A 13775-nucleotide genomic window follows, 5' to 3' on the forward strand; every position below is an offset into this window, starting at 1 on the left:
AGCCGGCGGCAGGCCTATTGGATCGCGGTGCGGATGCGATCCTTCAGCTCGGTCCCGTCCGGCTCGAGGTTCAGAGCGGTCTTCAGCTGATCGGCGGCCTTGTCGGCCTGCCCTGCTGCCTTGTAGCTCATGCCGAGATGATAGCGCGCCACAGCCAGATTGGGGACTGCCGCGACGACATCCTCAAGCGTTGCAATCGCGCTCTTGTAATCTCCGCTGCGGTATTGAGCCCATCCCAGCGTATCCTTCAGAGACGGCAGCGCGGTCCCCTTCAGCGACTGCGACAGCGTGACGGCCCGATCAAGGCTCTGCTGGTCCGTGCGGTAATCCAGCAACAGGCTGACCAGATTATTGGTCGCAACGACGGACGTCGGCTGATCGCGCAAGATCGCTTCGTATTGGGCGATGGCGGCTTCATAGTCCGGCCTCAGCAGCTTCACGCCAGCCAGAGCGAGACGGAAGTTGAGATTATCAGGCATCTGTTTGAGCGCTGCCTGAATGACCTCTTCGGCCGCGTCGTATTTCTTCTGGGAGTCGTAGAGGTCGGACAGAGCCGTGTAGCCGGCGGCGTCCTTCGGCTGCCTGGCGATCGCCTCCTTGAAATGGTTGATCGCATCTCGTTCCTTGTTCTGAGCGAGCTCGACCTTCCCCAGCGTCACGAGCAGCTGCGCATTATCGGGGTTTTTCTGCCGGGCTTCGCTCAACACGGCAAGTGCCTTGTCGAAGTTCTTAGCCCTGGCGTAGGCCGAAACCAACGCCACCAGCGGAGCCACCGCATCCGGTGACGCTCGCCGGGCTTGTTCCAGCGCGGCAACGCTTTCCTCGATCTTGTTCTGGCCGGCGAGCGCAGAAGCGCGAACTTCGTCGGCCAACACGCTGCCGCCGTTGACGTGGCCGATGGTCTCGGCCAGCGCCATGGCACCAGCCCAGTTTTGGCGCGCCAGCCTGATCTGGGCCAATGACGACAGCACCTGCAGATTGCCGGGTGTCCGCCCGGCGGCCTCGGCCAGGATGTCCTCCGCACGCGAAAGATCCTTCCTTCGCTGCAGGAACGCGACATAACGAAGCACCACTTCCGGATTGAATTCGGAAGACCGCAGCGCATCGGCATATTGCCGATCCGCAAGTTCGTTCTTGTCCCCCCGCTCATAGGCGAGCGCCAGCGCCATCAGGAGGTCGACCGATTTCGGCTCATCGTTGAGCGCTTCGCGCAGATCAGCGACCGCACTGTCGAACTGTCCCCTGCCGACGGCGATACCGGCCCGTAGGCGCAGGGCGCCCGAATTGCGCCGGTCCTTGGCCAGGATACCGGCGATCAGCGGCTCCGCGGCAGCCAGATTGGACTTGGCGACGTACATCTCCGCGAGCTTGACCTGCGCTGAGAGCTTCCGCTCCGGGGGCGAGGCATTGGCGGCCAGCGCTTGCAGCGCCTGGACCGCATCCGCAGCGTTACCTTGGGCAAAATTGAGCTCCGCCAGGGCAAGCTGGTAGTCGAAAACCTCACCGCCTGCCTTGATGCGGCTTTCCAGCTCGCTGCGAGCCGCATCGGGACCGCGTGCGCTCGCCAGGAACCGCACCAATTCGAGCTCAAACTTGCTATCACCCGGATGGGCCGTGGCCCGCGTCCGCAACACCTTCTCGGCATCGTCGAACCGACGCTGGCTGAGCAGGAAGCGGAGCCAAGACTCCTGATAGGTCTCCGGATCGAGTGTCACGAGCGTCTTCAGGAGACCTTCGACTTGTTTCAGGTCTCCCTTTTTCTCGAAGGCCTGCGCTCGTAGAACGGTGACGCGCGCTTCGTCCGCCGGCGTCACCTTGACGGCCCCAAGCAACTTCAGGGCGCCATCGGCATCGCCGTCGGACAATGCCTTGGCCGCCAGCAGGGTCAAGGCCTCGGAATTGGAGGCATCGATCTCGACCGCGCGGCGCGCCTCGCGCACAGCGCCCTGCGTGTCCTTGTTCCGCAACAGCGCGATGGCTCTGACGGCGTGCAATTCGCTGTTCGGCTTGTCGCCTTCCGTGGCGACGTCGAGGACCTTGAGCGCAGCCTCGGCCGCTCCGCCGGACACCATAATCCGCACCAGCTTCAGACGTGCGCCGAGATCGTTCGGGTCGAGCTCGACGATACGGCGGAGATCGAGAAAGAGCGACTGGGCTTTGGTGCGCTCGTCGATCCCAGCCAAAGCACGCCAGACCTCGACCTTGTCGCTCTTGTATTTGACCGCCTTCAACAGTTCCACGCGGGCATTGAGGTCGTCCTGCTTTTCGATCAAAGCCATGCCGCTTTGATAGTAGGCCTGCGCCTTCTCCTCCGGCGAACCACAGCCGGATAGCAGCAGGCTCGACAGAACGATCGATGCCGCGGTCGCAAGCCACCTGCTCGTACTCATTGGAAGCCGACGCAACATCATCTGCATACCTCGAACTCAAGATCTGGTACTGCCACACCCGTCTGCGACAGAAGAAACTCGAACCTGTTCAGCCTGAATAACCGCCTCATCCCGCGCCTCAGCCCGGTGAAGTCGAGTCGGTTGCCACCTTCGGAGAGGGCCTGCCGCAGCGTCAGCAAAAGTCCGAAGAAACGAGCATCGATCCGGCGCGCCTCAGACAGATCAATCGATATCGATTTTCCTGCGGCCAGTGCCGTCCGGAACTGGAGGATCGCGCCATCGACATGCGCGGCGGTGGCGTCGCCGGCGAGGCGCACCACGACCGAATCGGCGTTCTCCGCAACGGAGATCCTCAAGGCGTCCTGCGATCGGCGCGAACGAAGTGCTTCCAACATCAACGGCAGCACCGAGCCGGCGAGGAGGCCGAGCAGCGCCCTGCCATCGTTGAAGTAGCGGCGCCAGAGATAAGGCTCCTCCTTGATCCGCCATAACCACTCAAGGCCATTACGCCGCATGAATCGCGGCGCTCGCCTGACTCGTCCGGCCTCGAAATTGATGGTCGCGCCGAACTGGGCCCGGATCGGCGGACGCAACCGTTGCGCGTTGTGCATCAGCCAGCCCTGCGCCTTTTCCGCGCCGAAGAACACCGCGAGCAGGTCGGCGGGATTTTCGTTGATCTGGTCCAGCACGGCCGGGGCGCTGATCTCCTCGATGGAGCCATAGCCCGGGTTGAGCGCGCCGACACAACGCAGGCCGCACTGCTCCGCGTTGAGCTTGTCGCGGACTTCCGCAGCGACCCCCTCCGCGCCGCCCACCAGAAACACCCGCAACGGCCGTTCACTGCTGACCGCCGACTTCAGTCGGCTGAACAGGTCGGCTCCTGCAATCCGCTCCGGCAGCGGAATCCCCAGCAGCCTCGCAATCCAGATCAGCGGCATGCCGTCGGCGAGGCAGAGATGGCTGCACAGGAGCGATTCCCGGAAGGCGGCACTCTCCTGGCTCTTCACCAGAAAATTCACGTTCGGCGTCGAAATCAGAAACGGCGCCCCACGGTCCGCAGCGTCCTGGATGGCACCCAGCAGGATGGTAAAGCTGATCGCGTCGATGGGGATTCCCAGCAGGCCGTAGACGTTACGCGAGAGATGATCGTTCCTGTCGTCCTGCGCCGGGGTCGACTGCGCCTCGTCCTGAAATGCAGGCTGCGTTCGCGCCGCCGTCGCTAACCCAGCACCACGACCGAAACGCAAGGTTTTCACGACAACGCCTCGAACTAAAACAATTATACCAATATCGACGATAACGGCCCGATGCCTCCCGCCTTTAAATTTAGTTTAACGCAGAATACAAGGGCGGTAAATTCGATTTAATCCATTTAATTTGCGGCGCAGCGTGGCAAACCAGTCACATCACCCAAGGGCATCCTGTCCCGCTATATCCACTCCCGGCAGCCGCCCGTCTCCCAATGACCGTGGCCGACCGGCTGGCAGAGAGCAGAAATGTGCTATTCGGATCGTCGCGGCGCGCCGCGCACCCGCCAACCGGCATTCCCCATTCGGCCACCTGGCCCTTCAATATGATGGATCGGACGTTACCCGAGATCAGCGCGGACATTGCGGACTGGAGCCGCGAACAGCCGCGGCAATTATGGGATCCGGGACGAAAGCTGCTGCTGGCCATTCGCAACTACCAGGCCTGGCGCGCGCGGCGTGGGCTGTTGCCGAAACTGCTCTGCAAGCTGGCCGTCCTTCGCCATCGCTTCTGGAGCGTCGTCACCGGCGCCGATATTCCGCTGACCTGCAGGATCGGCGGCGGCCTTTTGATCCCCCACCCGAACGGCATCGTCATCCATCCCGCAGCCGAGATCGGGGTCAATTGCCTGATCTTCCAGCAGGTGACGATCGGCAGCCGCGAGGGCCCCGGCGTGCCGCTTATCGGCGGCCACGTGGATATCGGCGCCGGAGCCAAGATTCTGGGTGCCTTGACCATCGGCAACCATGCACGGATCGGCGCCAATGCCGTGGTCATCACCGACGTTGGGCCAGGCCAGACGGCCGTCGGACTGATCCGTTGACGACGCGGAGCCACGCGTTGCAGGAGCGCCATGCGAAATGAGCGATTTGACCCGAAGCAAACCGGACCAGCGAAATCAATCATCCATGTTTGAGAACATCCGCGCTGATTTTGCCGCGCATGGGCGCAACTGGGGCGCACAGGGACTTTGGGTCATGGCCGTCTACCGCTTCGGCCGGTGGCGTTACGGCATTCGATCTCCGCTGCTGCGCAAGCCCTGCTCGCTGCTTTACAAGTTCATGTTCAAGCTGGTTCAGATCCTGACCGGCATCGAGCTGCCGTGCGAGGCGGTGGTCGGCCGCAATTTCGTGATCGATCATTTCGGCGGCATCATCATCAGCGGCTACGCACGGTTCGGCGACGATTGTCGGATCCGCAACGGCGTCGTCGTGGGGCTGCGCCGCGTCGATGAGCCCGCCGCCCCCGTCATCGGCAACAATGTCGACATTGGCGCGGGCGCCAAGTTGCTCGGGCCGATCACGATCGGCGACAACGCGATCATCGGCGCCAACGCCGTGGTCTTGCAGGACGTCCCCGAGAACTGCATTGCGGTCGGCGTTCCCGCCGTCATCAAGCCGCGATCGCGCGGCGCCGAGGAAGCATGATGCCGGCCGTCTGCAAGCCGCCCGCCTATGGCGTGGTCGCGATCGGTCGCAACGAGGGTGAGCGGCTCAAGCGCTGCCTCTCGTCGGTGTCGGACGCGGCGCTGACGGTCTATGTCGACTCCGGCTCGAGCGATGGATCGATGGAATGGGCGACGAGCCGCGGCATTGAGGTGGTGGAGCTCGACACCGCGGCGAGCTTCACCGCGGCGCGTGCGCGCAACGCCGGCTTCGCCCGCCTGATGGAGCTGGCGCCTGATCTGCTCTATGTGCAGTTCGTCGATGGCGATTGCGAGATGATCTCGGACTGGCCGGCGCAGGCAATCGAATTCCTCGCTTGCCACGCGAGAGCTGCGGTCGTTTTCGGCCGGCGCCGCGAGCGCCACCCCGAACGGTCACCGTACAACTGGCTGTGCGACCAGGAATGGTCCGGGCAGCCCGGCGAGGTGCGTTATTGCGGCGGCGACATCATGGCACGGACCGAAGCCTTGCGCGCCCTCGGCGGCTATCGCGACACGATGATCGCCGGCGAAGAGCCCGAACTGTGTGTGAGGCTGCGGGCGGCCGGTTGGTCAATCTGGCGGATCGAACAGGAGATGACGCGGCACGATGCCAACCTGCTGCGCTTCGGGCAATGGTGGCGCCGCACCTTGCGCAGCGGCTATGCCTTCGCCGAGGGCAGCCATCTGCATGGTGCGCCCCCGGAGCGCTTCTGGGTGTGGGAAAGCCGCCGCGCGCTGATCTGGGGTCTCGGACTGCCGCTGGCGGTCCTGGCAACCTTGGCCGCGATCGGCCCCATCGGCCTCGCGCTGCTGCTGCTCCTGCCGCTGCAAGTGCTGCGGCAGACCCTGCGCGGCTCAGGCCCGTGGCAGGAGCGCTTCAAGCTCGCTCTGTTTCAACTGATGGCGCGTTTTCCCGAGGCAATCGGGCAGATGAAATTTCGGGTAAACCGTTTGAACTGCAGCAGCCAGGAGATCATCGAATACAAGTGAGGCCTGATCGAACCGGGCGAACCTACCCACATTAATCTCCACTTGGCATCTGCCCCTCCTGACATCGTCGACATGATGGCAAACGAAAGCATTCTCCTTGTGCTGCCGCTACGGGCGTACAACGTTCACGGCAGGATCTTTACCGATGATCAGGCGTGCAATGGCCTGCTGAGGTGGCTGGACAACTTCCAAACCGTCACTCTGGCATGCCCCACCATCGTTGCAAGCGAGGCACCAGCCGATACCCTGCCAATCGATTCCCTGCCGACGCAAGGTCGATTTTGCTTCCATGCATTACCCTATGCATATTCACCCGGCACGTTCGCCCGCGCCCTCCTGCCGACGATGTCCCGGCTGCGGACCCTGATTGCGGAATCGAATTACCTGCACTTTGCGATCGGCGGTTTCTGGGGGGACTGGGGCTCTTTTTCATGTGTGCTCGCAAGCCGCATGCAGCGCCCCTACGCCGTCTGGACTGATCGGGTGGAGTCTGACGTCATCCGTTTTCAGGCCTCATCAAAGAGCGGCCTGAGGCGCCTGTATGGGCAGATGAATGCGATCCTAACTCAGCTCCTGGAACGGTCCGTCATCAGGCGAGCTGGCCTCGGCCTGTTTCACGGCATGGATTGCTACAACGCCTACTCTCGCTTTTCGACGAACCCGCAGCTGGTTGACGACGTACACCTTGGTACGGACGCTCATATCTCCGAAGCCGAACTCTCCACACGGCTGGCGAGGCAATCATTACGCCATTTCGTTTACGCCGGGCGCGCACATCGAGACAAAGGCATCCATGATTGGATCGCGGTCTTCGCCACGCTCGCGCAGAAACGGCAAGATTTTCGCGCCACCTGGTTTGGCAGCGGCCCCGATCTGGAGGCTGCCCGAGCGGAGGTCAAAAGACGGTCTCTCGATGCGGTCATCCGCTTCGAGGGATCGATCTCCCATAACGACCTGCTGAGTGCGCTCAAGAACGCCGACGCTTTCGTGTTCTGTCACAAGACCCGGGAATCGCCTCGATGCCTGATCGAAGCCCTGGCATGCGGCCTTCCCCTGGTCGGATATCGCTCGGATTACGCTTCCCAACTCGTTGCCGAACATCACGGTGGACTGTTGATTTCGCCGGATGACGTCGTCTCTCTGGCCGCCGCGGTCGAGACATTGTTCGATGACTCGACCCTGCATTTGCGTTCAAGGGCAGCTGCGCGCGACGGCTCGCTATTCTCGACCGAGGCCATCTTCAAGCACCGCTCTGATCTGATGAAGCGGTTGATACCCATATTGTTGGAGGCTCGCGACAGTTAGCGACCTAGGCGTCGCCGGCGGCTTACAGCTAGAACCACTGACGCGCGCTTTCAACAATCCGGGGCTGCGCAGAACCTATGCCAAGCCGCTCAGGACCAGATCGGCCGTTCTGAGGATCTCCTCGGGGTGGAAGACATACGCCGCTCGGTCTACCTCGCCCACGACGAAGCCGAGCCCGACGCCGACGCATTCGGTCCAATGTCGGTGGATCGCCGTAAACCGGTCCGCCGGCTGCAGGAGCACCAATCCGCATCCCGGATCGAGCGTAAAGGTACAGTGCGCGACATGACTGCCCTCCATCGAGATCACCAGCTTGGCCCGCTGGAGCGTAGGGATTATCTCGCTGAGCGGCCCAGCGACGTCGACGATCTCGAATCCGTTCCGCTGGAGAGCATTGATGAGTTCTGGCTCATCCTTCACGACGCGGGCCGCTCCGGTGTTGCCACGGCGAAGATAGATCAACTTGTCGCGCCTCAAAGGCGGTGGGAACGACTCCGCCAGCCGCTGCGACAGTATCCTGTAGCGCTGGTGCTTCAGGCTGTTCTGCGCGAAATCCTGATAGATCGTCAGCTCGCCGAAAACCGCATATTCCATCGGCGTCCACGCCTGCCGCAAACACGACGCATAGGGCGGAAGATGTTCGAACGCCGATGGTCTGAACACGCAGATCGGATGGCCCGCCTGCTCGGCGAGCAAATATTGGCAACAATCGTCCCGCAGCCAATGGCCGAAATAGGTGTAGCCGACCGCGCTCGATGCCAGGGCCCCCTTGCGGATGTGGCGAACCTGTCCCGCCCGTCCTGTACGCCGGCCGATAAAGTGTCGCATATTCTTCGCATAGATCGACCCGTCGTGAAGCACGGCATCGCGCAGGTGATATGCGATCGTCGGCGCATGCGTGTAGCGCACCGCGAGCATGCTCTCAATCTCGACGCTCAGCGGGTTGTGGCCTGTGCTCGCGGTAAGGCGGTCAAGTTGACCCGCGAGGTACACCGGCGGCCGGGTCGCGGCGATCTCTTCCGGGCAGAGGACCTCACGATCCACCGCAGCCGACTCCGCCGTTCCGGGGCCTTGAAACACCCGCCGCACCAGCCGACCATACGGCGCAGCCGCCACCGCTGGAGAAAGGTGCAGATTTCTACGGAACATGCAGTTTTACACACTAAATTACAAGCATCGATTAGTCATGATTTTTATAAGCAACGAAGAGGATATTTAATATGCAAACTCTGCAATAATCGATTCATCCACGACAGATTTCGTCGACGCCACGTTTTTTTCGATTTCAGCGGTTGAACATTGTTTCGGCCTGATAATCGTTGATGGGCTTAAACGAAAGGCAAAGCCGGTATCTGACGTGTCTCCGGCGTAGAACTCCGCCTCAACTCCTCAGGGGCTGCGCGGCAGCCACCAATCCGTCGCGCCAAATGGGACGAAGGCTCAAGGGCGCCAAAAGTCTACGAGCGAGGCGAGCCTTCGGAGAATGGCCCACCCGACCCAAATCGTCGTGCTCAAGAAAGACGACGTCGAAACCTGCGCGATCAAGCTGCCACCGCAAATGATCCGCCGAATATTCGATCTGGTGCCCCAGCCCTTGCCCCGGCTGCGGCAACATGAAGCGGTCCAAGAACTCTATGCCAAGAGCCATCCTGATCAGATTGCGCATCCTGAACAGATTCGGCGTCGTCAGAAAGAGAAAGCCATTCGGTTTGAGTAGCCGCTTAAGACGATCAAAGATCACATAGGCAGGCAGAGGGAGATGCTCGACCACCTCCAGCAGAACGATCGCATCATATTCATCGTCGGAGCTCTGGGCCCGCTCGTCCATCAGGTTGAACTCGACGAACTCCAAACCAGCTTTCAGAATCGGTTCGACGTACCGGTCTGATACGTCCCCGACCACACAACGATCTTCAAACAAGGCCTTACAAAGAAGCGCCATCTGTCCTCCGCCGATCTCGAGGATCCGAGCCGGCCGGGGCAACGGCAGTTTCAACAACGCATTCAGCGATCGCCAATATCGCTCGCGATCGTTGACATAGTACTCGTCTTTCTCGAAAAAGCCGGCTCCAACGATCGAGCTGTCATACAGCGCGTCAAAACGTTGCCTGAGACTCTTGATCGCATGGCGGCCCGTTTGAATCCTCGGTTCGTACATTTTACTGGGTTTATCCCCATCGAAAGTTCGCGTTCAGCCCTTGAGAGTACCTGCGAATGAATGAATTCGCCAATATTAAACCCACTGCTCTCGGCAAGGTGCTGCTGCTGGCCGAAACGGCCAATCCTGAATGGACGAGTGTGCCACTGATCGGCTGGAGCTTGTGCAAGGCCCTGTCTGACCGGCTCGACACCCACATCGTAACCCAGGTGCGCAACCGCGCAGCTTTTCTTCGTGCCGGACTGAGGGAAGGAGAGGATTTCACCGTCATAGACAATGACGCCTACGCAGCTTCGTTCTGGCGCATGGCCGATCGATTGAAGGGCGGCTCCGGCAAGGGTTGGACGATGTCGACGGCCTTTGCATCCCTCGCCTATTATACGTTCGAGCAACAGGTGTGGTCTCGCTTCAAGACCCGGCTGCTCGCGGGCGAATTTGCCCTCGTCCACCGCGTGACGCCGGTCAGCCCCACCAGCCAGAGCTTGATCGCTCCGCGCCTTGCTCGGGCCGGCATTCCCTTCATCATCGGGCCGCTGAATGGCGGTATTCCGTGGCCGCCACATTTCAAACACCGACAGATGGCCGAGCGCGACTGGCTGTCGGATCTACGCGCTCTCTATCGCCTCATGCCGTTCTTTCACGCGACCCGGCGCTCGGCCGCAGCCATCCTATGCGGATCGAGACACACGCTGGATGAGATGCCCTCAGCGGTCAAAAGCAGATGTATTTATCTGCCGGAGAACGGCGTCGACCTCGCGAAATTTCCGCTCGGTCAACGCCGCCCGCAGTTGCCGCTTCAGGCGGCCTTCGTCGGCCGTCTGGTCCCTTACAAGGGTGCAGATCTGCTGTTACGCGCCGCTCGCGCACAGTTGCGAGCCGGTCGGCTTCATCTCCATATCGTCGGCGACGGCCCCCAGATGCCCGATTTGCGCCGGTTGACGGCAGAGCTCGGCATCGACTCCCGCGTGACGTTCCATGGCTGGGTGCCGCATCACGCCATCCATGACATTCTTGGCCGCTGCGACTTCACGGCGCTGCCAAGCATTCGCGAATTCGGCGGCGGAGTGGTGCTCGAATCGCTCGCTATGGGCCTGCCCGCCATTGTTGCCGACTATGGTGGGCCCGCGGAATTGATCGATTCCTCTCGTGGCGTTCGTGTCCCGTTCACCGACGAACAGAGCCTTTTGAGCGGCCTTACATCGGCAATCAACCGATGGGTCGACGTTCCTACTCTGCTTGCGCCACTCGGGGCTTCCGGCCGCGCCTTCGTCGAAACAAACCTGACCTGGGAGGCCAAGGCCGCGCAGGTCGAAACAATCTACTATGCTGTTCTCGACGGAAGCCGCACGCTGACTGACATCAGCATTTTCGCTCCAGCCCCTCTGTCAGCCACCGTAGGCGAGCGATAGGGGCCAGCCGGCCAAGCAGCCCAACGGCCAAGCCAGCAGCAACAGCGCTTCATAGGCAAAGCTATTCAGCTTGAACTGGCGGTTGAGGTAAAAGGTGAGGAGCGCGGCAGGCAGCATCTGAATGGCAACGCCCAGGAGAGCCCCATCCACTCCCCACAGAACGTAGAGCGACGGCACGATCACGAACAGAGAGGCCAGCCTGACCGCAGTCAGCAGCGTCACGTATTGGGGCCGCCCCAAGGCCAGATACACATTCGACGCCAACCCATAGCGCGACAGTAACAAACCGAAGGACAATAGCTGCAGGACGTGGCCTGCAGAAGCATAACGTATGTCATACATCAGATGGATGATCGCCGGCCCAGCAGCAAAGAAGAAGCCGGCAAGGCCGATTCCCGTGAGGTCCATCATCCAGCGCATGCGCCAATAGATCTCGCGAAGCCGATGCGGCTGGTCGCGCCAGATCTCGCTTAACGCAGGCAGAGAAATTCCGCCCTGCAACCGCCCGATCACGCCGTCGGGGATCCCGGCGATATTGTTCGCAATCGAAAAATAGCCCAGGACCGTGGGACTGACCAAGGCAGCCAGCAGCAGGCGATCACCATTTAGTCCCAAAGCGCCAACCGCAGATGAGACGAACACCCATTTGCCGAAGCGCTTCAACTCGGCAGCGGCTTCCTGATGCCAGCCGAACCGCGCCTGTCGGCCGGGCAGCCAGACGTAGCTCAGCGCCGTGTTGAATGCCGCTCCGGCAAGGCCGCCAATGACGTAGGCCCAGATCGATCGAGTCATCAGGGCAAGAATGATCACGACCAGGAGACTGCCAAGCTGTGCGACCAGCTCAATCAGCGTGAGTCGACCGAGATTCAAGGCACGACCAGCGACGATCGCGTTGATCGACTGAAAACCGAGGATCACGCTGGCGAAGCTGCTGACGAGGACTAGCGCAGGCAGTTGCGACTCCGCATAAGTCGAATTCGCCGGCACAACCCCCGCCCGCTGAACCATGAAGGCCAAGGCGGCAAGGAGAGCTGCCACGCCGAAGACCACTCCTCCCCGGATCACCTGCAGCGTCCAGGCCGTATCCTGAAATTCCGGTTTGTCGCCATTCGCGCTCCGCACAACCGCGGGCCGCAGGCCGATGTCGGTCAAGAGTGCCACGACGACCTGAACTGTCGTGACGATAGCCAAAATTCCAAATACATCGGGAGACAACAGCCGCGTGAGTATGATCGTTGCAGCCAGCCGTAGTGCCAGCGAGGCAAAATGCCCAACCACGGCAATGCTCGCAGCCCGAACAGCACGCACTTTGAGTGACTGAGCCTCGGTCACCCAATAATTCAAGTTGAACCGCAGCATCAGGACTCGTGGCTCTGGAGGGGCACGTCAGCTATACGCGGGTGCGTTGAGTTGGTCCTGCGGACGCTCAATCAGCCTCGTGCGTTTTCGGCTACGCGCGACGAGATTTTCGCTCCTTCCCACGAGAGAGCCTGCCATCAGGAAGGTCAACGGCAAGAGAGCGGAGTTGGGAAGCAGATCGAGCACATTGAGCGCGAGGATCAAGGCTATCGCGCCCAGATACACCGCTTCACGTTCGGAGCGGACATATTTCAGCGCGCCAAGCGCCCTGAAGACACCGTAAGTCAACAAGCCGAACTCGGCAAGGAATCCGAACACGCCATATTGTCCGAGCACGATGATCCAGCGTCCATCCGTCACCGAGACGTCGCTACCCCATTCCGCGTAGACGCGGTTTCGGCCAAATCGCCCCCATCCTGTCAGGATGCGTTGATTGGCGCGTTCCAGCAGCTGATCCTCATTGATGAAACGGAACTCCAAGGAGTCCGCCCTCTCCTCGCTCCACAGGCGCACGACCGACAGGATCGAACCGGTCGGCACCAGTCCCTCGGTGCGCAAGAGCGGATATCCAACGGAAATGACGGACAACAACACGGCGACGCGCAGCATCGTGCGCGGAGTCGCGAAGCGGACCAGCGGGACGGCAATCAGGGCGTAGAAGGCGGCTCCCAGGCTCTTGCACAACAACAGTACAAGACCGAGATAGCCGGCGACCGGCCCCGCCTTCACAGGAAGCCTGCTCGGCGCTCGCGCACGCCACAGCGCGACCGCAGCAACCAGTGTCGCCATCATGAAGAAGCTGGCGATGAGGCCATGGCCCATGAAGACCATGGGCCGATATCCGCCGCCACGGATCGCCTGGATGAAATCGCTGGAATAGTATCCGTAAACCCAATAGTGCAGCTGCGGACTGAAGCGAACCTCGAACAGCATCGGCAGCGAGTAGATAATGCCCGCGAGCATCAACGCCCGCAGCAGATCTTCGCTGTCCTGCTCGGTTCGAAGCGCGCGGCGGCCGAATACGAACGGAAGCACGGTGAAGAGCGCCAGCTCCGCCGACGAAAAGCCGTCATAGAAGCCGACACCGGGAAGGACCCGGTCACCGATGAGGATCGTATCCTCATTGGCAAGGCTGGAGAGTATAGGCACGCCGACCGCCAAGGTCAGAAGAACGAGCGGCCAGCCGAGCCTGAATCGCGGGCTTCGCGACCGGGACGCAATAAAGAATATTCCAATCGCGGCACATAGGGTCGGAACCAGGGCTTTGTCGATCGGCGACAACACCGGGACCTTGAATGATCCCGCTGCCGGCAACAGCATCTGCGCGCCGAGAAACGTCCATATCGTGGCACGGCCGACCGGCAGCTGGCTGTAAAGCACGAGCGCGACGACGGCCCACAGTCCAAAGGCAATGATCCCGCCCGTCCCCATTCGACATTGCCCGATTGATCGCCCGTGCCAGGCGCGCCGGACGGCCCCGCCACGGCATA

General features: G+C 61.4%; 11 protein-coding genes. 5 read left to right on the plus strand and 6 right to left on the minus strand.

The features are described 5' to 3' along the window. Nucleotides 1-14 precede the first annotated feature (14 nt). Together QX071_RS21900 and QX071_RS21905 are read right to left on the minus strand one after the other, a co-directional pair. The gene (locus QX071_RS21900) at nt 15-2390 is read right to left on the minus strand and encodes a tetratricopeptide repeat protein (protein WP_315704747.1); all 2376 of its coding nucleotides are present in this window, start codon (nt 2388-2390) and stop codon (nt 15-17) included. A gap of 17 nt (nt 2391-2407) precedes the next feature. Then, entirely contained in the window at nt 2408-3646 is a 1239-nt protein-coding gene (locus QX071_RS21905; RefSeq protein WP_315704748.1) for a WecB/TagA/CpsF family glycosyltransferase, read from the minus strand. A gap of 206 nt (nt 3647-3852) precedes the next feature. Between QX071_RS21905 and QX071_RS21910 the strand changes: the two genes are divergently transcribed. The 4 genes from QX071_RS21910 (at nt 3853) to QX071_RS21925 (ending at nt 7359) form a co-directional block, all read left to right on the plus strand. Beyond that, nucleotides 3853-4461, plus strand: a complete 609-nt coding sequence (locus tag QX071_RS21910; protein ID WP_315727670.1) for a serine acetyltransferase — start codon at nt 3853-3855, stop codon at nt 4459-4461. Between the two features lie 85 nt (nt 4462-4546). Further along, on the plus strand, nt 4547-5065 hold the full coding sequence (locus QX071_RS21915; RefSeq protein WP_315704750.1) for a serine O-acetyltransferase: 519 nt from the start codon (nt 4547-4549) through the stop codon (nt 5063-5065). Then, a complete protein-coding gene (locus tag QX071_RS21920; RefSeq protein ID WP_315704751.1) occupies nt 5065-6054 on the plus strand; it encodes a glycosyltransferase family 2 protein in 990 nt (329 codons plus the stop codon). The genes QX071_RS21915 and QX071_RS21920 overlap by 1 nt, the downstream gene beginning before the upstream one ends. Nucleotides 6055-6126: 72 nt before the next feature. Further along, nucleotides 6127-7359, plus strand: coding sequence for a glycosyltransferase (locus QX071_RS21925; protein WP_315704752.1), 1233 nt, complete (start codon nt 6127-6129; stop codon nt 7357-7359). Between the two features lie 75 nt (nt 7360-7434). Here the strand turns inward: QX071_RS21925 and QX071_RS21930 are convergent, their stop codons facing one another. Next, the gene (locus QX071_RS21930; protein ID WP_315704753.1) at nt 7435-8475 is read right to left on the minus strand and encodes a glycosyltransferase family 61 protein; all 1041 of its coding nucleotides are present in this window, start codon (nt 8473-8475) and stop codon (nt 7435-7437) included. A gap of 265 nt (nt 8476-8740) precedes the next feature. Next, on the minus strand, nt 8741-9517 hold the full coding sequence (locus tag QX071_RS21935) for a class I SAM-dependent methyltransferase (RefSeq protein ID WP_315704754.1): 777 nt from the start codon (nt 9515-9517) through the stop codon (nt 8741-8743). A 56-nt stretch (nt 9518-9573) separates the two neighbouring features. Between QX071_RS21935 and QX071_RS21940 the strand changes: the two genes are divergently transcribed. Then, entirely contained in the window at nt 9574-10926 is a 1353-nt protein-coding gene (locus QX071_RS21940) for a glycosyltransferase (RefSeq protein WP_315704755.1), read from the plus strand. Here QX071_RS21940 and QX071_RS21945 read toward each other — a convergent pair. Continuing rightward, nucleotides 10903-12285, minus strand: a complete 1383-nt coding sequence (locus QX071_RS21945; RefSeq protein ID WP_315704756.1) for an oligosaccharide flippase family protein — start codon at nt 12283-12285, stop codon at nt 10903-10905. The two genes, QX071_RS21940 and QX071_RS21945, sit on opposite strands and share 24 nt — an antisense overlap. A 27-nt stretch (nt 12286-12312) precedes the next feature. Further along, nucleotides 12313-13716: a hypothetical protein gene (locus QX071_RS21950; protein WP_315704757.1), complete on the minus strand. Its 1404-nt coding sequence runs from the start codon at nt 13714-13716 to the stop codon at nt 12313-12315. Between the last annotated feature and the right edge of the window lie 59 nt (nt 13717-13775).

Origin of the sequence: Bradyrhizobium sp. SZCCHNS1022, assembly GCF_032484835.1 — a bacterium.
In the GTDB taxonomy this organism is placed as follows: Bacteria; Pseudomonadota; Alphaproteobacteria; order Rhizobiales; family Xanthobacteraceae; genus Bradyrhizobium.

Bases quoted from the DNA above. Each gene is read 5' to 3' on its own strand.
- QX071_RS21915 (WP_315704750.1), top strand. From the start codon at position 4,547: ATGTTTGAGAACATCCGCGCTGATTTTGCCGCGCATGGGCGCAACTGG.
- QX071_RS21925 (WP_315704752.1), top strand. From the start codon at position 6,127: ATGATGGCAAACGAAAGCATTCTCCTTGTGCTGCCGCTACGGGCGTAC.
- QX071_RS21935 (WP_315704754.1), bottom strand. From the start codon at position 9,517: ATGTACGAACCGAGGATTCAAACGGGCCGCCATGCGATCAAGAGTCTC.
- QX071_RS21920 (WP_315704751.1), top strand. From the start codon at position 5,065: ATGCCGGCCGTCTGCAAGCCGCCCGCCTATGGCGTGGTCGCGATCGGT.
- QX071_RS21950 (WP_315704757.1), bottom strand. From the start codon at position 13,716: ATGGGGACGGGCGGGATCATTGCCTTTGGACTGTGGGCCGTCGTCGCG.
- QX071_RS21900 (WP_315704747.1), bottom strand. From the start codon at position 2,390: ATGAGTACGAGCAGGTGGCTTGCGACCGCGGCATCGATCGTTCTGTCG.
- QX071_RS21940 (WP_315704755.1), top strand. From the start codon at position 9,574: ATGAATGAATTCGCCAATATTAAACCCACTGCTCTCGGCAAGGTGCTG.
- QX071_RS21945 (WP_315704756.1), bottom strand. From the start codon at position 12,285: ATGCTGCGGTTCAACTTGAATTATTGGGTGACCGAGGCTCAGTCACTC.
- QX071_RS21910 (WP_315727670.1), top strand. From the start codon at position 3,853: ATGACCGTGGCCGACCGGCTGGCAGAGAGCAGAAATGTGCTATTCGGA.